Source organism: Bdellovibrionales bacterium, assembly GCA_016716765.1.
Lineage (GTDB): Bacteria > Bdellovibrionota > Bdellovibrionia > Bdellovibrionales > UBA1609 > JADJVA01.
Genome location: JADJVA010000020.1, coordinates 1,284,516 through 1,303,107, shown reverse-complemented (window position 1 = coordinate 1,303,107; position 18,592 = coordinate 1,284,516). Strand labels below are relative to the sequence as shown.

Annotated in this window: 16 protein-coding genes; 8 read left to right on the top strand and 8 right to left on the bottom strand. The window is 46.4% G+C overall.

Annotated features, from left to right (window positions below):
- Positions 1 to 24 precede the first annotated feature (24 nt).
- Positions 25 to 966 carry a glycosyltransferase gene (locus IPL83_14915; GenBank protein ID MBK9040428.1) on the bottom strand — a complete coding sequence of 314 codons (942 nt, stop codon included), beginning with the start codon at positions 964 to 966 and terminating at the stop codon, positions 25 to 27.
- Positions 967 to 1,162: 196 nt separating this feature from the next.
- Between IPL83_14915 and purD the strand changes: the two genes are divergently transcribed.
- Together purD and IPL83_14905 are read left to right on the top strand one after the other, a co-directional pair.
- Positions 1,163 to 2,428 carry a phosphoribosylamine--glycine ligase gene (purD, locus tag IPL83_14910; protein MBK9040427.1) on the top strand — a complete coding sequence of 422 codons (1,266 nt, stop codon included), beginning with the start codon at positions 1,163 to 1,165 and terminating at the stop codon, positions 2,426 to 2,428.
- Complete coding sequence (locus IPL83_14905) at positions 2,428 to 3,030, top strand: threonylcarbamoyl-AMP synthase (GenBank protein MBK9040426.1); 603 nt, start codon at positions 2,428 to 2,430, stop codon at positions 3,028 to 3,030. The genes purD and IPL83_14905 overlap by 1 nt, the downstream gene beginning before the upstream one ends.
- On the opposite strand, the gene IPL83_14900 is transcribed toward IPL83_14905, so the two are convergent.
- On the bottom strand, positions 2,930 to 4,051 hold the full coding sequence (locus tag IPL83_14900; GenBank protein ID MBK9040425.1) for a glycosyltransferase: 1,122 nt from the start codon (positions 4,049 to 4,051) through the stop codon (positions 2,930 to 2,932). The genes IPL83_14905 and IPL83_14900 overlap by 101 nt on opposite strands.
- A 114-nt stretch (positions 4,052 to 4,165) precedes the next feature.
- Here IPL83_14900 and IPL83_14895 point away from each other — a divergent pair, with 114 nt between their 5' ends.
- The gene (locus IPL83_14895) at positions 4,166 to 5,176 is read left to right on the top strand and encodes an NAD-dependent epimerase/dehydratase family protein (GenBank protein ID MBK9040424.1); all 1,011 of its coding nucleotides are present in this window, start codon (positions 4,166 to 4,168) and stop codon (positions 5,174 to 5,176) included.
- Between the two features lie 40 nt (positions 5,177 to 5,216).
- Here the strand turns inward: IPL83_14895 and IPL83_14890 are convergent, their stop codons facing one another.
- The 3 genes from IPL83_14890 to IPL83_14880 all read right to left on the bottom strand — a co-directional run bounded on the left by IPL83_14890 (position 5,217) and on the right by IPL83_14880 (position 7,915).
- On the bottom strand, positions 5,217 to 5,933 hold the full coding sequence (locus IPL83_14890) for a glycosyltransferase family 2 protein (protein MBK9040423.1): 717 nt from the start codon (positions 5,931 to 5,933) through the stop codon (positions 5,217 to 5,219).
- 65 nt (positions 5,934 to 5,998) lie between these two features.
- Complete coding sequence (locus IPL83_14885; GenBank protein MBK9040422.1) at positions 5,999 to 6,904, bottom strand: hypothetical protein; 906 nt, start codon at positions 6,902 to 6,904, stop codon at positions 5,999 to 6,001.
- Positions 6,905 to 7,915, bottom strand: a complete 1,011-nt coding sequence (locus IPL83_14880) for a prepilin-type N-terminal cleavage/methylation domain-containing protein (protein ID MBK9040421.1) — start codon at positions 7,913 to 7,915, stop codon at positions 6,905 to 6,907.
- A gap of 226 nt (positions 7,916 to 8,141) precedes the next feature.
- Between IPL83_14880 and IPL83_14875 the strand changes: the two genes are divergently transcribed.
- The 3 genes from IPL83_14875 to IPL83_14865 all read left to right on the top strand — a co-directional run bounded on the left by IPL83_14875 (position 8,142) and on the right by IPL83_14865 (position 10,800).
- Positions 8,142 to 9,320: a prepilin-type N-terminal cleavage/methylation domain-containing protein gene (locus IPL83_14875; protein MBK9040420.1), complete on the top strand. Its 1,179-nt coding sequence runs from the start codon at positions 8,142 to 8,144 to the stop codon at positions 9,318 to 9,320.
- A 29-nt stretch (positions 9,321 to 9,349) separates the two neighbouring features.
- Positions 9,350 to 9,958, top strand: coding sequence for a hypothetical protein (locus tag IPL83_14870; GenBank protein ID MBK9040419.1), 609 nt, complete (start codon positions 9,350 to 9,352; stop codon positions 9,956 to 9,958).
- Positions 9,959 to 10,212: 254 nt separating this feature from the next.
- Entirely contained in the window at positions 10,213 to 10,800 is a 588-nt protein-coding gene (locus IPL83_14865; protein ID MBK9040418.1) for a hypothetical protein, read from the top strand.
- A gap of 9 nt (positions 10,801 to 10,809) precedes the next feature.
- Here the strand turns inward: IPL83_14865 and IPL83_14860 are convergent, their stop codons facing one another.
- The 3 genes from IPL83_14860 to IPL83_14850 all read right to left on the bottom strand — a co-directional run bounded on the left by IPL83_14860 (position 10,810) and on the right by IPL83_14850 (position 15,034).
- Positions 10,810 to 12,222 carry a sigma-54-dependent Fis family transcriptional regulator gene (locus IPL83_14860; protein MBK9040417.1) on the bottom strand — a complete coding sequence of 471 codons (1,413 nt, stop codon included), beginning with the start codon at positions 12,220 to 12,222 and terminating at the stop codon, positions 10,810 to 10,812.
- 170 nt (positions 12,223 to 12,392) lie between these two features.
- Positions 12,393 to 14,009, bottom strand: a complete 1,617-nt coding sequence (locus IPL83_14855) for a hypothetical protein (GenBank protein ID MBK9040416.1) — start codon at positions 14,007 to 14,009, stop codon at positions 12,393 to 12,395.
- 335 nt (positions 14,010 to 14,344) lie between these two features.
- A complete protein-coding gene (locus IPL83_14850; GenBank protein MBK9040415.1) occupies positions 14,345 to 15,034 on the bottom strand; it encodes a DUF2817 domain-containing protein in 690 nt (229 codons plus the stop codon).
- A 49-nt stretch (positions 15,035 to 15,083) separates the two neighbouring features.
- On the opposite strand from IPL83_14850, the gene glmU reads away from it, so the two are divergent.
- The gene (glmU, locus tag IPL83_14845) at positions 15,084 to 16,544 is read left to right on the top strand and encodes a bifunctional UDP-N-acetylglucosamine diphosphorylase/glucosamine-1-phosphate N-acetyltransferase GlmU (protein MBK9040414.1); all 1,461 of its coding nucleotides are present in this window, start codon (positions 15,084 to 15,086) and stop codon (positions 16,542 to 16,544) included.
- A gap of 50 nt (positions 16,545 to 16,594) precedes the next feature.
- Positions 16,595 to 18,478: a glutamine--fructose-6-phosphate transaminase (isomerizing) gene (gene glmS, locus IPL83_14840; protein MBK9040413.1), complete on the top strand. Its 1,884-nt coding sequence runs from the start codon at positions 16,595 to 16,597 to the stop codon at positions 18,476 to 18,478.
- Positions 18,479 to 18,592: the final 114 nt, after the last annotated feature.

The window sequence follows — 18,592 nt, the reverse complement described above, 5'->3', positions numbered from 1 at the left end:
GACCAAAGTTTCCTTGATGTTGTTTTAGTGACCAGCTTTTAATTTGATCCATTTTTTGTATCTTTTGAACTCTAGATCTTTTTTAAAGAAAAAAACAAAGAGTGTAGCTAACTCAATGAGCGAGGGGCGCCCTTCCAAGTGGCATTTCGCCCATTCCTGACCCATCTGAAAGCCATGATTAAAAAAAGCCAAATAGAATTCGTTCAACCTGGATGGGTAGGGACAAGCGGAGAAGATGGAGGAAAGTCCGATGTCTGGAGGGAGATTCGCTTGTTCGCGCCTTTGAGCGCCGAATCCCTGCCAAAATGCCTTGGAGAAGAAGGTTCGCAAAGTCAAATGAACATGATGTTCAATGGAATAATTCGGATCATACTTTAAACGATAGCCCTGCTGCACGAGTCGCGAATTGAGTTCAGTTTCAGCGCCACCAAAGACAATACTTTCGTTAAAACGAAGGCCACTTGAGAAGACGGTCGCGTGGAATACCATATTTCCTCCGACAAGATTAACGGTATATCCACTTTTTCGAACGGAATTCTCAAGCCATTGGCGGCAAATACTGTTGTATACCTGTTCGATCGTACTTGACTTAGGTCCGAGAGAATAAGGTCCACCAACAGCTGAGGCTTCTGGCCATCGTCGGAGTAGCTCAATGCCCTTTTTCAGGTAGAAGCTTTGATTGGCAAAACAATCATCATCAAGAAAAAAGAGAAACTTTCCCTTTGCTTTGGAAATACCCAAATTGCGGGCTCTGTTGACGCCAAGCTCCCCCACTTCAAAAAAATCATAAAGCAGACGTCCATCAATTTGTTTTTCTATTTGTTTTCTAAGAGACGGATCGGGAAGGTTACTGATAATAAGAATTTCAAATTCGTCCTTCGGAAAATCCTGGTTCTCGAGCGAGCTCAGAAGATTTAAGACGGAGCGATGACGGCGGTGGGTAGGAATTATTATTGATGCAAGCATAATCAATGATCTATCAATTGCGCCGTTCCTCCACAACGCATTTTGGGAGGATCTGCCGCTCATCGTCAGGGATGCAAGGGAAGTCAGCTTTCTGAGGTTTATCGCTGTGACTGTTACCAGTTAATAAAAGGCGATTTGCGGCTGCTGATTGACTCCTCTCAGAGGTTTAACTACAAGCGGTATGGAGGTAAATAAAATGAAAGTTCTTGTGGTAGGCCAGGGAGGACGAGAGCATGCCCTCGTTCGGGCCTTAAAACAGTCCCCCTGTGTCGATAAAGTGATTGCGATTCCAGGTAGCATGGGAATGGAAAATGATGCCCTTTGCCTTTCTCATTCATTGACTCCGCCTGAAAAATTGATTGCTGAGATTCGAGATAGGAAGATCGATTTGGTCGTTATCGGTCCTGAAGGGCCACTTGCTGAGGGATTGGCAGATCGCCTCAGGGAAGCCGGTGTCTCAGTCTTTGGTCCTTCTGCTCAGGCTGCGCAGTTAGAAGCAAGTAAAGTCTTTTCTAAAAGATTTATGGAAAGAGCAGGGGTCCCCACCTCAGGTTATCGGGTCGTGAATTCAGTTGAACAAGTCATGGCGGCAGCCAATTCTTTCGTACCACCTTATGTTCTAAAGGCCGATGGCCTTGCCGGAGGCAAGGGAGTATTCATTTGTCGTTCACTTAAAGAATTGCAGGAATCCGCCCATTCGATTTTTGTGGATAGAATTTTTGGCGATGCGGGACACGAAGCATTGCTTGAAGAATTTTTGCCAGGATGGGAACTTAGTTTCTTGGTACTGACCAATGGGAACGAGTATGAACCACTACCCTTGAGTCAAGATCACAAGCGGCTCAATGATGGGGATGAGGGGCCAAACACCGGGGGTATGGGGGTGGTCGGTCCCCTCACTATTCCGGAAGAATTGTATCGCGAAATTGATAAAAGGATCTTGGCTCCATCAGTCGCTCAGTTGCAAAAGGAATCCCTGTTTTATCGAGGAGTTTTGTATGTGGGGATTATGGTAACAGAAAAAGGACCCATGGTTCTGGAATACAATGTGCGATTCGGAGATCCCGAGGCTCAAGTTGTATTGCCTCTTTTAGATGGGGATTGGGGACAGATTCTGAAGGAGGTTGCCGAGGGGCGTTTGCAGACTTTGAAATGGAAATCGGCTCATTGTGCCTGCGTCGTTTTGGCTGCAGAAGGCTATCCAGAGCGTCCCAAGTTGGGAGTTAAAATAGAGGGTGGTTTGGATTCTGATAATTTCTCTCAATATTTTCTGCATGCGGGAAGTACAAAAGATTCGGATGGGAATTGGCTGACAGCGGGAGGAAGGGTTCTGAATGCTGTCGGTTGTGGGCCATCAATGGAGGTGGCTTTGAAGAGAGCCTACTCTCAGGCGGAGAAGGTGTCTTGGAAGGGCCGTCAAATGCGAATTGATATTGGCAAAAAGATGTCGGTGCAAAAGTGATGGATGTCGATCAAGCCGTCTCTCATTTGTTAGATGGCGGTGTGGTGGCCTATCCCACCGAGACGGTTTGGGGGCTTGGGGCTTTAAATAGGAGACCCGAGGCTCTCGCTCACGTGATCAAATTAAAGGGGCGTGAAGTTGCGAAGGGGATGAGTCTTCTCGTTGCCGATATCGCGATGGCAGAGGAAGTGGCATTTATTTCAGATCAACGGATAAAGAGATTCTTGCAAATCGTGTGGCCTGGTCCCTTGACAGTTGTATTAAAGGCCAGGCCTGTTGTTGATCCTCTGGTTCATGGGGGAACAGGCGAAGTGGGCCTAAGGCTGTCCAGTCATCATTTGGTACAAAAATTGATGGTCATGCTTTCTGAACCTCTTACGACAACCAGTGCTAATGAAAGTGGTCAAGCTTCGGCTCGATCGCGAGCTGAATTGGCTTGGCTTCCAATGAATGTGGGAATTTTGGGACAAGAAGAATCTGAAGGTATTAAACCTTCGACAGTCATTCGGATTGAAGCTGACAAGATCTTTTTGCTTCGTGAGGGGGCCATTGCTCGAGAAGAACTGGTTCGATTGGCCCAATCTTGTGATCTGATTTTTTGAAGAACGGAAGGAGAATTCGATTTCCAAGCCCAAGTAAACTTCCTAGGCCGTAGGAAAAATGAGTGAGGAGAAAGGCCATTGTCACTCTCAATAAAATCGATAGAGAGAATGAATTTGACGAAAGACTGAGGCGCAGACCTTCCGAGACAACAAGAAGAAGGTATATTCCAAAAACGCTGAGAACCCAAGGTGCCAAGGGCGCGAGAGCCAAAAGCAGCAAGAAGCCAAAGACGCCTACGGCAGAAATCATACTAGGAAAGTGGAAATTCCGTCGCAAAGGTGCAATTGCAAAAGATTGGTAATAGCCAAATCGGAGCATACGTAGAGACCACTCCCTCCAGGTATTTGCGCTTTGGTTAATCACGAGGGGGGACGGCAAAAGCAATAATGTAAAACCGAATTTCGTTAATCTTAACCCCATTTCCACATCTTCGCAGGTAGAGGCGAAATTAAGGGAAAAATTACCAGCGGTGAGGAGTGCTCTGCGGCAAAACAGAGCATTGGAGGTGGGGAGGTGATCGGCTAATGAGACTTCATTGACGAGTTTTGATTGAGGGCTGCCACCATGTCCAAGTGGGCTCAAAAGCATCAAATTGAGCGATTGATCAAAGTATTTGTCTCCAGAAAGCCGATTAGGCCCACCTATTCCGGCGAGATTTGGATGTAATTGCCTTAGATTAAAAAATGTCTGAGTGAGGTGAGAGAGCCAGGAGCGAGGGAGAAGGCAGTCTCCATCGGTAAAGGCGATCAGGTCACAATGGCAATAGTCGACAGCAAGTTGTCGCGCACCCCCAAGGTGGTTCGTGCGATTGACCAATAGTTTGGACCGGATAGGTAATGAAGGGAGGATCTTTTGAAGCAGACAGAGAGTTTCATTGACTCCCCCGTTGTGAACGACAATGACTTCGTCGGGCCAGTCTCCAGCAGCATCAGAAAGAAGAGTTTTGAAAAGTTTTATTAGCTGAGGGCCCTCACGGAAGGTAACAATTGCAAGGCCGACGTTTATCTTTTTGCTAGGCATAGGCCCCTACCGAGAAAAATAGAATAAGCTGTGGAGAAAGTCGTTTACCTTCTTCTCTTCAGCACTTATGTTTTCATATCTTATAATCGCCCAAAATCGAAGTCTTAGGGGTAAATGAAGAAGCAGACGATTTTTATATCTGGAATAGCTGGTTTTTTGGGGAGCCACCTGGCGGATTCGATGTTGGCCCAAGGACATCGTGTGGTGGGTTGTGACAGCCTCATCGGTGGAGATAGGGAGAATGTTCCTTCCCAGGCCGATTTTCATGTTGCGGATCTCAATGACTACAAAGTCATCAACAAATTGGTGCGCCATGTCGATGTTGTGTTTCATACGGCGGCCACAGCTTATGATGGGCTGAGCGTGTTCAGCCCTCATTTTATCACTCAAAATGTTTATTCAAACACGATTTCTCTGCTGGCGGCAGCCATAGATAACAATGTTCGTCGTTTTGTCTTTTGTTCTTCGATGGCGCGCTATGGGAAACAAGCGGTGCCTTTTCAAGAGGAGATGATTCCGGCCCCGCGCACCCCTTACGGAATTGCCAAGTATGCGGCGGAGAAAACAATAGAGAGTCTTTGCCGCATTCATCAGCGGGAGTACGTGATCTGTGTTCCCCATAACATTATTGGGCCGCGGCAAAAATATGATGATCCATTCCGAAATGTTGCAGCTATCATGATCAATCGAATGTTGCTTGGAAAACAGCCCGTGATATATGGGAACGGGCTGCAGAAACGCTGTTTTAGTTATGTCAAGGATACACTGCAGGTTTTGGAAAAATTGGTTTTTGACAAAGCGGCCGTAGGTCAGATTATCAATGTGGGGCCGGATGAGGAATTCGTAAGTGTGTTTGAGTTGGCGAAGACAATTGCAGGAATAATTGGCTTTGAGTTAATGCCGATCTTTGTAGATGGTCGTCCCGGAGAAGACAATCTTGCTAATTGCTCAGCAGAGAAGGCTCGAAAACTTTTCTCTTACGAAACCAAATATACCTTATACCAGGGAATCAAAGAAATGGTGGATTGGATTCAAATAAAGGGTCCGAAGCCTTTTCAGTACAACATAGACATCGAGATCAAAAATCAACTTTTGCCCCGCACATGGCGAGAGGCCATCATTTAAGGGGAGAGCTAAGATCTGAAAAATCAATGTGGCCCAATGCTTAGAGTGTCTTCTTGTAAAATGGTAAAAGCGAGAATTTGAAAAGCGTCCAAAGGAAGAGAGGGCCGTCAGAAAAAATCGACAATTTTGAATCGCCCAAGCGGCGATGGTATTGAATCGGTATTTCTCGATAGACACCATTCTGCCGCAAAAAGAGAACTGTCATAGCCAGGGCAAAATTGAGATCTTGAGGCAGGTGAGAGCAAAACATCTGCCGGTACTCTGATCGAAAAACTCGCATTCCAGTGCAGCAATCGTTCAGTTCTATACCTAAGAGGAGGATTGTGAGTCTTCGGTAGAGCCAATTGCCAAAGTAGCGAAGAAAAGGCATTTTTGAGTGAACGTTGAGGCGACTGCCACAGACCATTCCAGCCCGATCTTCTTTGAGCAAATTGACCATCGAAATCAGGTCTTCGGGTTGGCAAGTATCGTCTAGGTCATAAAAAGCAATGAAATCCCCTTTTGATTGACGAAATCCTTCTTTGAGGGCATGTCCATATCCTCTATTCGTAGCAAATGAGAGCAGAGAAATCTCAGGCAAATACTGATGAAGCAAAGTTTCGCTTTGATCAGTTGATCCGTCATTGACCGCTATGATTTCGATTTCTGACAATCCCGTCTGCCTCAATATTTCAGAGCGCATAGAAAGCAGCTTTGGAAGAACGATAGGAATAGCGGATTCTTCATTATGGCAGGGAAGCACAACTGACAGGCGCACGAAGGAATTCTCCATATCTTGCTTTTTTCAAATGGGAGATTAAATGGAATTCTAAATCAGTTCAATTAAATTTGAGGGCGCAGCCGCAAGATCGCTATGCGCTGGTAAAGAGTTCGGGCAGCACCACCGGCACATCCCGGAGGCAAGCAAAGTTTGATTTGAACACAAAAGGTGTCTGGGTCGGCACAGCGAACACAGCTGAGACCGGCCGCGGCGCCGCCTCCAACAGCATCAACACAGGCTGGTACCGAAACAAGATTGTTTGTTGCTGCCAGTGGAGGCGCATTGGGCCGAGCTGTCAGCAAATTTTCTGCGCCGATCTGAGCTTGTGCGGACTCCATGGGATCGAGATAGGGTGCTATCATCTGAATCGAATTTTCAAAAAGAGCGATGGCATTGGATTTGACTTTGACGGACCAGGGCGTTTTATCAATGAGTGGAACTTCCAAAGTCGGAATTGAAGTTCCGTCGCTGTCGAAATCGATCGAAGAGAAGAGTGCATTGACGTCGACGCAATAATTAGCTCCGGTAGCGGTGCGGACACAGTCGTCGGGGCTTGCGTTTCCATCCAGATCGTTGGTCAGGCAAACTCCAAATGTTGGAAGCCCAAATCCATTGACCCCTGTTATCGTTCTTAGCGTGGTACCAGCGGGGCAGGCCTGGGCTGGGTATGAACAGTAACGACCGCCAGGGGCAGGGCCCATATCAACCGTCGCAACGGGGAGAAGTGGACAGACTGGTTCAATAAACCAGGGAGGGTTGCGCAGTTGGAAAGCATTGCCAAAGCGCAAGGCGAGTTGTTCCATGATCGTATATGACTGCATCGAAACGCGCATTTTGTTGCGGATCTGGGAAGAGTTCGAGATGTCCGTCATCATGAGGGAAATGCCAATGCCAAGCAAAAAAATAGTCGCAATCGCGGCGGCAAGAGTGGAGAGACCTCTTTCATTTTTAAGAATTTGTTTTTCCATTTATAATCCCTCCGAGGTATTCGCGCTGGAAAGACTCGGAAAATTGAAATCAAAAAAATACAGAGCTCCATTTACTCGTTCAAAAAATTTCTGATTAAGTACGCCATTTTGTTGAGCAGGAGGAGCGAGAATATTGTTTCGAAAAACCAAATGAATCGTTCTGTCGACATCGGAGTAAGGCGATGTGACTTGGCACATTAGCGCAGCGGCTTCTGCTGGCCTGCAAAAGCGCCAAAGTGTTCTATCTGAATCGCTGAAGGCTCTCATGCGAAGAACAATATCCACGCCACGAAGAAGAGTGCCAGCAACTGCCCCCGGGGGATCTGGGTTTGCTATTTGAAGATCGACAATATTTTCAAAAGAAATAGATCCCTTGTTGGCTCCCGCTTCTGCGGCACGCAAGGTTTGGTTAACTCCGACAGCTCTTGCTTCGGTGATCCAGAGGACTCCAGAATACGCTGATGTTTGATGTTGATAGAAAATTCCTGCTCCGGTTAGTTGGCTCAGTTTGGGAGCCCCAGCTCCTCCGTCAACCCCGCTCGGACGCGATTCTCTCAAAAAAATGGCCAAAGTGTCGACAGGCGGAGTGGGAACGGCTCCGGGGTAGGCGCTTGCAACTGTCCCGGGGGCGGCATATTGGCGAATTCGCCCGCAATTGGTTCCCACGTTAAAGCAATCTCCATTGGCTCCGACGCCAACAGCTTGTGCGTCTATGTCCACGTTACCTTGCCATCTCATGCCTATGGCTTGATTTCCGTACTTAAGGAGAGCCATGTTAACAGTAATCATGTTGTCCATCATATGTTGGCGTTGCTGGCTCACTTTGATGCCTCTATTTGTTTCGACAATGAGAGTTCCTGCTCCCAGAAAAACAATTGAGGCGACAACAGTAGATATCATGAGCTCGGGAAGAGTAAATCCACCCTGGTGCTTTAAGTGCATAGAAATTAGACAGGACCTGCATTCTCTTTTGTAAATCATTTTATCTTTCAAAAGTCTCATTCTGGTCACGATCCATTCCTCATGGCATTCTGTCCATGTGGGAGTTTGGTAATGCAAGCGACTCCAGCGGAATACCTCATTGCCATCGGCATTTGTGCAGAAAACTAGAGCATTCTCATATTGCTATGGACTGGCAGTTTCATCTTGAGACGAGATCAGATTGTTATTGGGAAAAAAAATAGAACAGCCGATGATAGTAGAGGTGATTGATTGCATGTAGCAGGGAGTGATTTTTTTGAATTTCAATGGGAAGACGAGGCTGTTTAGGAATTGGTGTAAGCCAGGAGCCAATCGGGGATTTTCTCTCCCCGAAGTGATGGTTTCTGTCGCTATTATTGCAGTAACCGCTCTTGGAGTTTCCCAAATTTTTGTCAGCGGCCATAAAGCCATGCGAAAAATGGGTGAATCAAGTGAGTGCACAAATCACTTAAATACAGTCGTCAATCGAATACGCTCGTTGGGAACCCGACTTACTATTGGAGATTATTTGTTGCCTGCGTCCCCCCCTGGGCCCGCTCAAGTGCGGTGGGCAAGTAATCTTCAGGGAACGGTCCTCATTGAGGGAGATCCGGGCGGAGGCGATATTCTCATTGCAGATCGATATCCTGCCAACGTAAATTTCAATATCTCGGACGTGCCGGTTGGAGTTAATCCGGTCAGACTACAGAATGCGCATCTGATTCAGGGAATCATGAGTGGTATGTTGGCAATTTCCAACTCCAATAACGCCATCTTTTGCGTTGCGCCTACCGGTGGAGTTTACAATGCTGCAGGGGGGATACTCAGTCAGCTCTTCACTCCTACGGTTTCAAATAAGGCGCTGACCAATTTGCAGACCACGATTCGAATACGTCCTTTCGATCTCGCAACTGGAGCGATCCAGCCCTGCATTTCCCCTCTTATTATAGCGCCGAGGGGGAATCCCAAGGCGATGTCTAACTTTATGCCAACAGGGTTTCCGGCACCTCTTAACATTGGACAGATCAATTCAGGACAAATAGCGTTAAGTGTTGGAGCTTGTCCTGGAGGTACGACTCTGGTAGCGCCAGCTCCTCAGGGAGGGAACTATTGCAGCACTCAAATTAATAATGGCATTGCGTTTGGGCCCAATCTTCGCAATGACTATGGTTTGTTAGTGAATCTCACGGCCACCTACGTCGATAAAAATGCAGTTCCCGTCGGCTGTTCCGGCGAAATGCGTCTTCAATACCCTGAGGACGGATCGATTCCGACGACCCCCACAATCACAGTCCTCACGAATACCACGTGGTCAAGTGGTATGGGAGGGGAGCAGGAACGCAAAAGCGCCTTAATGAATGGCCCACTGCTCCTTCGGTACCATCTGGAGCTGCGGCTCATGTCAATTGTGTCGCAAGAAATACCAATCAGGTTCGTATTCAGGTCGGTTTTGTAGCGGCTGGCAATGAGCCTGGATCAGTTCTTTTGTGTCGGAATCGATCTTATCGGCTGCCGCCACCTGAGACAGTTGGCTATTCATCTATCTGCCAACCAGGTGGTTTTCCAGATGCTGGTCCCCAGTATCCGCCCACCGCGTTTTTTCCGAGCCCAGGTTGGTTGATTCTGCCTACAGATGGATTGCCTCGACCGCAAAGATCGATTCCAAGCAACTGGGCGCCAAATCCTGGCGGAACCTTTGATGTTCCCTATTTAAATATTTCACTGGGTGGAGTCAATAACTGGACTGCCGCTGGTCATCCGCCAATCACCTATATTCAAGATGGAAATAATGTCTGGGTGCCATGTGATCAGGCCACGGTTTGCAATGCGACTCCCGCAATATCCGTCGCAACATCAACTCCTACCCAAAAAAATTATTTGATGACATTCAATAACCTAACTTCTGGATGCGTCATTCAGCTTGATGTTCAGGCCATTGATACGGCCGGGAATCTCTCTCGAATGGCCAGAATCGATCACACGACCACCGGTGCAGCAAACATTGTTGAGTTTCCTCGCTGCGGATTGTGGTGTGGACCTTTGGTATCTGGCGGCACTGGAACCGGTTATTTTCGCTGTGGTGCCTGTCCATAATTGGGATAGACGAATTCATTTGATTTAGTTTCAATTCAATTCAATTTGAGAATCTCGGTTTGTGTTGCGGGAAAAAATCCCTTCAGTGTCGACCATTCTATCACTCAGCTGGATCTTGACAGTCATGCACCAATTATCGCCCATTAAGCGCCTCAACAGAGGCCCAAGCTTGGTCTGGACCTTGCTCTCTATCTCATCAGTAGCTTAATATGAGGATGTGATATTGTCTCGAAACGAGACGGGGGAAGGATCTGGTGAAGAGAAGAGTTCATCAAATACTCAGCCTGATAATAGCAATCTTGTTGGTCAGTCCCGAATGTCTTTGGGCTGCCGTTCGAAATCCCTTTTTGATGCATGAGACTGATTCTAAGATATTAGATCTCAGTTATATTGAGAAAATACGTCCGAGACCGCTCGACTTACAATTTCGCACTGAAGATTACATTCCCACTTGTTTGGTGCCTAGCGATGATGCCAATTATGTAGCGTCAAGAATTGTCGCGCACAGCTTGGGAAGTGTGCTTAGCTCACCAAAGATTCGCAATTCATCCATCGGACAAGCAGCAAATACTTTGACTCAGTCTCTCAACTCAAGCATTCAGATCGAATCAGCCAGTTCGAAAATCAAACATAAAGTGCAATTCGCTCTGAGAGCCGCAGAAACAAGAGCTGCAATCAATTACAGTGGATACCTGCAAGCCCAATTGGCCTATCAAATCGACAAAAGTGAACTTGGTTTCGAAATGAGTGGTCATTTGAACCAAGATACAAAATTAGCGTTCAATCACAAGGCCTCTTCAGGCGATGTGAGAAATATGCTGACCTTGCAGTGGGTGTTCTAACTTCTGTTCTCAGATGGAGACATCTGGAGGAACAAGGCCCTTCTTCTTTATTTTTTCAACCAAAGTTGTACGATTTAGTTTTAATAAAATGGCGGCCTGATTGCGATTCCATCCCGTCTTTTCAAGAGCTTTCAGTATGAGAGAATTCTCAAAATTATCGACAGCAGAATTGAAGTCCATTCCCGATTCAGGAGCTGACTCCATATGGCCCGCCAGGAAATCTGATCTCTCGTTGGTGCCGTCGCATTTCTTGTATTTTACGGGCAAGTCCTCAGTATCAACCAAACCTTCACCTTTCAGAATCGTTAGTCGCTCTACGAGATTTTCCAATTCACGAATATTGCCAGGCCAATTGTAGCGAAGCAAAAAATCCATGGCCTCTCCTGAAATTCCAGCCAATTTTTTGTCGCGATTGCGATTGAAATGAGTGAGAAAATGTTGAAAGAGAGTCGGGATGTCAGATCGCCGTTCCCGAAGTGGGGGAACCGTGATGGGTATCACGTTGAGGCGGTAATAAAGATCCTCTCTGAATCGACCATCTGCAACTGCCTTTTCAAGATTTGCGTTCGTCGCTGCCAACACACGGACATCAGTAGAAATGGTTTTAGTACTACCCAAGGGCTCAAAGCGGCGTTCTTGAAGCACGCGCAACAGCTTGACTTGGAGGTTCGGACTCATATCGCCGATTTCATCGAGAAAGAGAGTTCCACCTTCGGCCAGCTCAAAACGTCCGGTGCGATTTGCAATAGCCCCCGTGAAGGCGCCTTTAATATGACCGAACAATTCACTTTCCAAGAGTTCTGCGGGAATGGCACCGCAATTGATTGGAATAAATGGCTTGCCCGCGCGGCGAGAATTAAAATGGATCGCCTTTGCGACAAGTTCCTTTCCTGTTCCACTTTCTCCGGTAATAAGGACAGTGGCATCGGATTCAGCAACTTTCTCAATAATTCTGAGAACGTTCATGATTTCTGAGCTCTGACCCACGATATTCTCAAAAAGATATTTCTTGTGGAGAGCACTGTCGAGCGCGAAATTCTCTGAACGAGATTTTTCACTCAAGAGGGCCTTTTCTGCAAGACTAAGAACTTCGTCCACATTGAAGGGCTTAGTGACAAAATGAAAAGCACCTTTTCGAGTCGCTTGAACGGCCAAATCAATGGTGCCGTATCCTGTGAGAATAATGACTTTAATTTTTGGATAAATCTGCAGGAGTTCTGCCATCAGATCCATTCCGTTGCCATCAGGAAGGCGTAAATCGATAAAGGCGAGATCAAGAGGCGCATCTGATTTGGCCAGGGTCTGGGCCTCTGCTCGAGTGGCAGCGGTCAATACCTGGTAGCCAATGCGGCTGAGGGCCCGAAACAGAGTGGTGCGAAGAATGGATTCATCTTCAACTACAAGAATTCTATGAGCTTGCATTGAGCTCCCTTCCTTGGCGATGCAGCAACTCAATCCTTGAGGTGCTTTTTACAATCATTAACTGCAAGCCGCGTCTACTTTACTGAGGCTGGGACTGATGGGTTGACGCACATAACTCAAAACGCATCAGGTTCCGTTAGGATAATGTTAAGTGAGACAACCAAACAGTGTCAAATTTTTGAGCCAAAAACTTGGCTGTCATCTTTTAAATCTGGACGTTTTAAGGTAATTTTTGCCGAAGTGCCGGACCCCAGTTTAGAAGATATTTCCAGGTTTCCAAAATGGTCTCTCATTATTTTGAATGCCTTTGTTAATCCCAGGCCTGCATTCTGTTTCGAGGTCTTTGTCGAGTAGAGTGGATTAAAAATTTTCGATTTATTTTCTTCTGAAAATCCAAATCCATTGTCATTGATAGTCAATTGAATTTCATCGAAAGTTTTCATCAGTGTGATTTGGATCTCTCCTAGGTGGCCAGGATCTTTGTCCATTCTATCTTCAACAGCTTCGATCGCATTTAGTAAAACATGACGAATTGCTTGGGAAATGTTTTGCAATTGGCCATAGATATAGCAGGACTCTTTCGGCGAGTGGACTTTAATTTGAATGCCTCGACTTCGCGTTCGGATATCGAGAATTTTGATAGTTTGATCAATTGTATCGCGCAGGTCGAAGCCGATGGTTGAACCAGCCTCTTCCTGGCGCGCAAATCCCAGCAGGTTTTCTACAAGCTCTTTGCAGCGATTTGTTGCTTCTTCCATTGCGACAATATCTTCAAGAATTTCAGAATCTTCTTCTAGTTCCATGCGTATAAGTTGCAAAAAGGACATGATACCGCCCAAGGGATTGTTAAGCTCGTGAGCTATGCTACTGCTAATTATTCCGAGTTCAGCCATTTTTTCTGACTCTAAGACTTGTCTTTCTAGTCGGAGCTGGAGGGTTATATCTCTGAAAATAACCAGAAATGTGGGGTGCTGATTTAATTTTGATCGGAGGGGTTGTATGCGCACGTCATGAATCTTGCTATCGATGCCATCTTGGGCCGGTACCGACAGACGAAAGGAAAAATGGCCGTCGCGAATTTCGGGCGGTGTCGAACGGTCAGTGAGAGATAAAAAGCAATTTGTATTGAGAAGGTCATTGTGGCTCATTTCACAGGCATTCCTAAAAGCAAAATTTGTTCGAATAATTCGAAATTGCTCATCAGTGATACACAGAGGCTCTGCTATGGCATCAAATGTCGATTGCCATTGAGCCTTGAGACTTTGAATGTTTTCAAATGATCGGAATCTATTGATTGCCAGTGCAATCGCTTCGGTGACTTGATGGAGAAATTCCTTTTCCATTTTTGTGAAGTCCCCGGCTTGAATAGATCGGGCAAAATGGACATTTCCTATCTGAAAATCATCTGAATAAATGGGCGTTTTATGGAGGAGAGGATTATTCGGAGACGCTATGGGTTCGGCCTTCAGGCGGCTATTTTTTTTTGAAAAGAAATCGATTCTTACGTCGGAGAGCTTGAGGTATTTTGTGAGTATTCTATCTAACAGGCTTTCAATTTCTCTTGGACTTTTTGCCTGATTTATAGCGAACATAGTTTTGCGCAGATAAGCAACTTGGAGATTTGTTTGGTGCTGCTTGGTCCGAGATCGATCAAGGCGTATTTGGTGGTTGGTGATTTTCGAACTGACTTCATTGTTAAGCTTTTTTAGACCTTCATTTTGGTCTTCGAGCAGTTGAGCGAATTCAGAATTTTGCTTGGAATGGCAGTAGTTACTAAAGGCCTCCATGACAGAGAGTTCAAGATTGGGATCTTGGTGAGTATTAATTAGCCGAAAGGGCTTACACTTATTCGTGATCTGGAGAAGATCACTCCAGCTGAACCCATCGGTTATAAAGATAATGTTGGTTCGAGGTGATCTTTTTCGATATTCCTGGAGACACTTGAGGAGAGAGCACCGAGATCTTCACGGGGAATCTGAAAGATAATCACCGGAAATGAGTTCGTAAGAAGCCGATCCTCGGCTTCCTTGATGTCTTTGATCCACTCGGCTCCCAGTTGGCTCTGCGAAAGTGTCTGAGACTTGGGAAATGGTGGATCCGAATAAACTTCACTAACCATAATTCATTTTACGGGAAGAGGCAGAGGATGCTCAAAGATCTTTTGCAAACCCGGCCCGAATCGAGTCCAGGTTTCGTGCTGAGTGGCGCCCTCGCACTCCTCCGTGCATATAACCGGAATACCGAGGTCTAGCCAGGCCCACTGTCCAAGACTGCCGGGAGTGGGATATCCAATGTCTTCCTTCAATGGGTAGCCAGAGCTTTCGGCAAGAAAATGAGGAGCTGGGTGAGGGAGTTTTCCGGCAAAGATCACGGCGGGTACCCATGAATGAAAGTGAATAATGAGACGTGGCTGTAGGTCATGGACCAACTGACTGAGAGCCTTTATTTCGTTTTCGCTTCCCTTCGACGATCCGGGATAATAGCGTGGAGCATTGTGCTCATTTGTCCAATCCGTACTGGGAAAATTTCGATTCAGATCAACGCCTCGACCATTGGTCCGCTGGTTCAGCTTGAAACCATCCACATTGAGACAAGGAATAATCACCCATTCATGACGATTTTTCCCGCTGTGGCTTTTAAGCCACTCCAGTAGAGCTGTTGCGAGCAAAACTCCTTCTGGCTCGTCTCCATGGACGCCACCGATACAAATAAGAGGCGCACAGGTTTTCAAGTGCGTCAGAGGCAATGAGCTGTGAAGCGAAATTTGCTGTCCAGTTGAAGATTGCGCCCAGTCACTTAAAATATGAAGCATAAAATATAACGGGTCCTTTCTTGACCTTTCATTGAGTCAATCATAACAAATGGTCATGGCAAAAAAAGGTTTTTCTGCGATTCTATTGGCGGCAGGCAAGGGCACCCGGATGAGATCTCCTCTACCAAAGGTACTTCATCCTGTGGCGGGTGTTCCGATGATTCAACGGATGATCACCGAGGTGAAGCAGGCTGGGGCGAAAGAGATTCGAGTTGTCCTGGGCTTTGGTGAATCTCTTGTCAGAAGTGTGGTGGAACCTCACGGAGTTTGTTGTTTTCATCAAAAACAGCAAAGGGGCACTGGAGACGCGGTGAGGGCGGCCCAGCCTGAAAATCTAGAAGGAACGGTTTTGATTCTGAATGGAGATCACCCGCTCATTCGGGCAGATGAGTTGCGGAGTTTGATAACTGAGTTTGAACAGTCAAATGATGATTTGCAAGTTGTGACTGTTGAGTTGACCAATCCAACAGGATTTGGACGTATCCTCAGACGGCAAAATAAGATATGTGCAATTATCGAAGAAAAGGATGCTTCGCATGAGACGAGGAAGATCTGTGAGGTTAATGCAGGTTTTTACCTGGTTCGCTCCGAAATTCTCAATATTTTGCTACCGAAAATAAAGAATGAGAACGTACAAGGTGAGTTTTACCTCACAGACATTCTGTCTTTGGCGATCGAAGAAAAGATGAGAGTAGAAGGGGTAAAAGGGAGCCGACAATTGGCCTTTGGGGTCAATAGCCAGCTGGACTTAGCTAAGGCCACCGGATTGATCTTTCGAAGGAAGGCACGTGAGTTGTTAGAAAAGGGCGTTGTGATCATTGATCCACGAGCGACTTACATCGAGGACAACGTCACTATCGGATCAGGATCTGTCATCTATCCTGGTGTCATGATCAAAGGGCCAAGTGAACTAGGATCATTTTGCGTGGTGGAGCCCCACGCAATGCTGATTCGTTGTCAATTGGGAGATGGAGTTGAAGTCAAAGGTGGAAGCTATATTCAGGGTGCCCAAATAAGGGACAGAGCTCAGATTGGCCCCTACGCACACATCAGACCAGAGACGACTGTGGGTGTCGAAGCAAAGGTTGGAAACTTTGTGGAACTGAAGAAAGTTCAGTTTGGAGATCGGGCCAAGGCTTCTCATTTGACTTACTTAGGTGACGCCGAAGTGGGAGAGGACACGAATATAGGTTGTGGCACAATCACTTGTAACTATGCGGTCGATCACAAAAAATACAAAACAAAGATTGGTAAAAATGTATTCGTTGGGAGTGACAGTCAATTCGTTGCTCCCATAGAGGTGGGGGACGGAGCGGTTATCGCTTCGGGGTCGACAATCACTAAGAGTGTTCCTCCAGGGGCGCTAGCAGTCGCTCGCGCTAAGCAAATCGTAAGAGAGAATTATGTACCGAGAAGCTCTCATTCTAATTCCCCCAATTCCACTGGTTCTTCGGAGGAGGTCCCTGCTGTGGGAGTTGGGGCGATAAAGGGAGAAAGATCATCAAAGTAGAGGTTGTGAATTAAAGCATCTGTGGCGCGAGAGCCGGGAGTGAATGGTCAATGTGTGGAATTGTTGGATATGCGGGGCCCCGAGATCCAAAGGAAGTGATCCTCAGTGGACTTCGCACTCTGGAATATCGTGGCTATGATTCAGCAGGAGTGGCGATTTTAGATAAGGGAGAGTTCAAGAGAGTTCGTGCTGAAGGAAAATTATCTAATCTAGAAAAAAAATTGAAGAACTTCAGTTTTGATGGACACATTGGCATTGGGCATACTCGTTGGGCCACCCACGGCCCGCCAAACGAAAAGAATGCTCACCCTCATACCGTTAATGGCATCAGCATCGTTCATAACGGCATTATTGAGAATTATGCTGAATTACGAGCAGAACTTGCAGATAAAGGCTCTCATTTTGATTCCGATACTGATTCTGAACTAGTTGCTCACCTGCTGGCTAGAGCCGTCGAATTGACCCAGGATCTTTATATGGCTGTATTGGCGGTGCTTCCGCGTTTGCGTGGTGCCTATTCGATTCTCAGTGTGTGGGCAGAACAGCCCAATAAACTTGTCGCGTTCAAAAATGGCCCTCCTTTGGTTGTAGGCGGAAATGATCAAGAAGTAGTTATTGCGAGCGATGTTCAGGCGATTCTTCCTTACACCAGAGAAGTTATATATTTGAAGGACCATGAAATCTTGTTGGTAAAGGACAAATCATTTGAGTTATTTGATGAGTCAGGAAAGTCTTTGCCGATCAAAACGACAAGGGTGCATTGGTCTTCTGAGCAGGCTCAGAAACTAGGATATCCCCATTTTATGCTCAAGGAAATATTTGAGCAACCGAGAGCCGTAGCCCAGGCCATTGCCCCCCACATTCGATTAGAAAATAGATCAATCCGGCTTCATCAAGTTGGATTTGGTGGGAAGTCTGTTGAAGATCTTGCTGAGCTCGATTCCACAGAGGATTGGAATAGTACTTCTCTTCTATTTAAAAATATTGAAAGAGTTTTTATTGTCGCGTGTGGAACCTCCTATTATGCGGCGATGGTCGGAGAGTATCTTTTGGAGAGGATAGCAGGTCTTCCAACGGAGGTTGATCTCGCTAGTGAATTTCGATATCGTCATCCCGTATTGCCAAAAAATTCTTTGTTGATTGCAATTTCACAAAGTGGTGAAACTGCTGACACCTTGGCGGCATTGCGCCTTGCTAAAGAGTCTGGAATAAATATTTTAAGTATTACAAATGTTCGCAGCTCTTCAATTGATCGCGAGGCTCACGGGCACCTCTATATGAATGCAGGGGTTGAAATTGGAGTGGCAAGCACAAAGGCCTTGGTTTCGACAATGGCGCTTCTAAATGTATTGGCCCTTGCATTTGCTCAGGAACGGGGGGCTGACTCCAGAGAAGTCGAGAAGTATATTGAGGCTTTGTTAATGGCCCCTAGCCAAATGGAACATGTGTTGGCTCATAGCCAGTTTTTTGAGGATGCGGCTGATACTCTGAAAAAACACAAGGGCTTTCTCTATCTGGGGCGAGGAACCAGCTATCCAATGGCACTTGAAGGAGCCCTCAAGCTTAAAGAGCTTGCCTACATGCACGCCGAAGGCTATGCGGCTGGAGAGATGAAACATGGTCCCTTGGCTTTGATTGATGAAAAAATGGCCGTAGTTATGTTGGCGCCTCAGGATGAACTGCATGAAAAAACGATCAGTAATTTGGAAGAGGCCAAGGCGCGGGGAGGAGTTATTATTGCCATCGGAACCGGCGAGGACAAAAGACTTGAGAGCCTTTCGAGTCACTATTTGGCCATTCCTCCTGCTTCATGGACGGTAAATCCTTTATTGATAGTTATTCCACTTCAGCTACTTGCATATCACGTGGCATCCAGTCTTGGTCACGACGTTGACCAGCCACGGAACTTGGCTAAGTCGGTGACAGTTGAGTAGGTTGTTAGGAACATTTATTGAACTGGTCCGCTTGTTTGTTGTTCCAAACTCCAAGGGAGCCTGGCTGAACCAAGCTCAGGAGTCCAGGATCTTCAAACATGCGTCCGGCAGCAG

Excerpts from the sequence above, each read along its gene's own strand:
- IPL83_14915 (MBK9040428.1), bottom strand. The coding sequence starts at position 966 with ATGCTTGCATCAATAATAATTCCTACCCACCGCCGTCATCGCTCCGTC.
- IPL83_14855 (MBK9040416.1), bottom strand. The coding sequence starts at position 14,009 with ATGGAGGCCTTTAGTAACTACTGCCATTCCAAGCAAAATTCTGAATTC.
- purD (MBK9040427.1), top strand. The coding sequence starts at position 1,163 with ATGAAAGTTCTTGTGGTAGGCCAGGGAGGACGAGAGCATGCCCTCGTT.
- glmS (MBK9040413.1), top strand. The coding sequence starts at position 16,595 with ATGTGTGGAATTGTTGGATATGCGGGGCCCCGAGATCCAAAGGAAGTG.
- IPL83_14900 (MBK9040425.1), bottom strand. The coding sequence starts at position 4,051 with ATGCCTAGCAAAAAGATAAACGTCGGCCTTGCAATTGTTACCTTCCGT.
- IPL83_14905 (MBK9040426.1), top strand. The coding sequence starts at position 2,428 with ATGGATGTCGATCAAGCCGTCTCTCATTTGTTAGATGGCGGTGTGGTG.
- IPL83_14895 (MBK9040424.1), top strand. The coding sequence starts at position 4,166 with ATGAAGAAGCAGACGATTTTTATATCTGGAATAGCTGGTTTTTTGGGG.
- IPL83_14850 (MBK9040415.1), bottom strand. The coding sequence starts at position 15,034 with ATGCTTCATATTTTAAGTGACTGGGCGCAATCTTCAACTGGACAGCAA.
- IPL83_14860 (MBK9040417.1), bottom strand. The coding sequence starts at position 12,222 with ATGCAAGCTCATAGAATTCTTGTAGTTGAAGATGAATCCATTCTTCGC.
- glmU (MBK9040414.1), top strand. The coding sequence starts at position 15,084 with ATGGTCATGGCAAAAAAAGGTTTTTCTGCGATTCTATTGGCGGCAGGC.
- IPL83_14885 (MBK9040422.1), bottom strand. The coding sequence starts at position 6,904 with ATGGAAAAACAAATTCTTAAAAATGAAAGAGGTCTCTCCACTCTTGCC.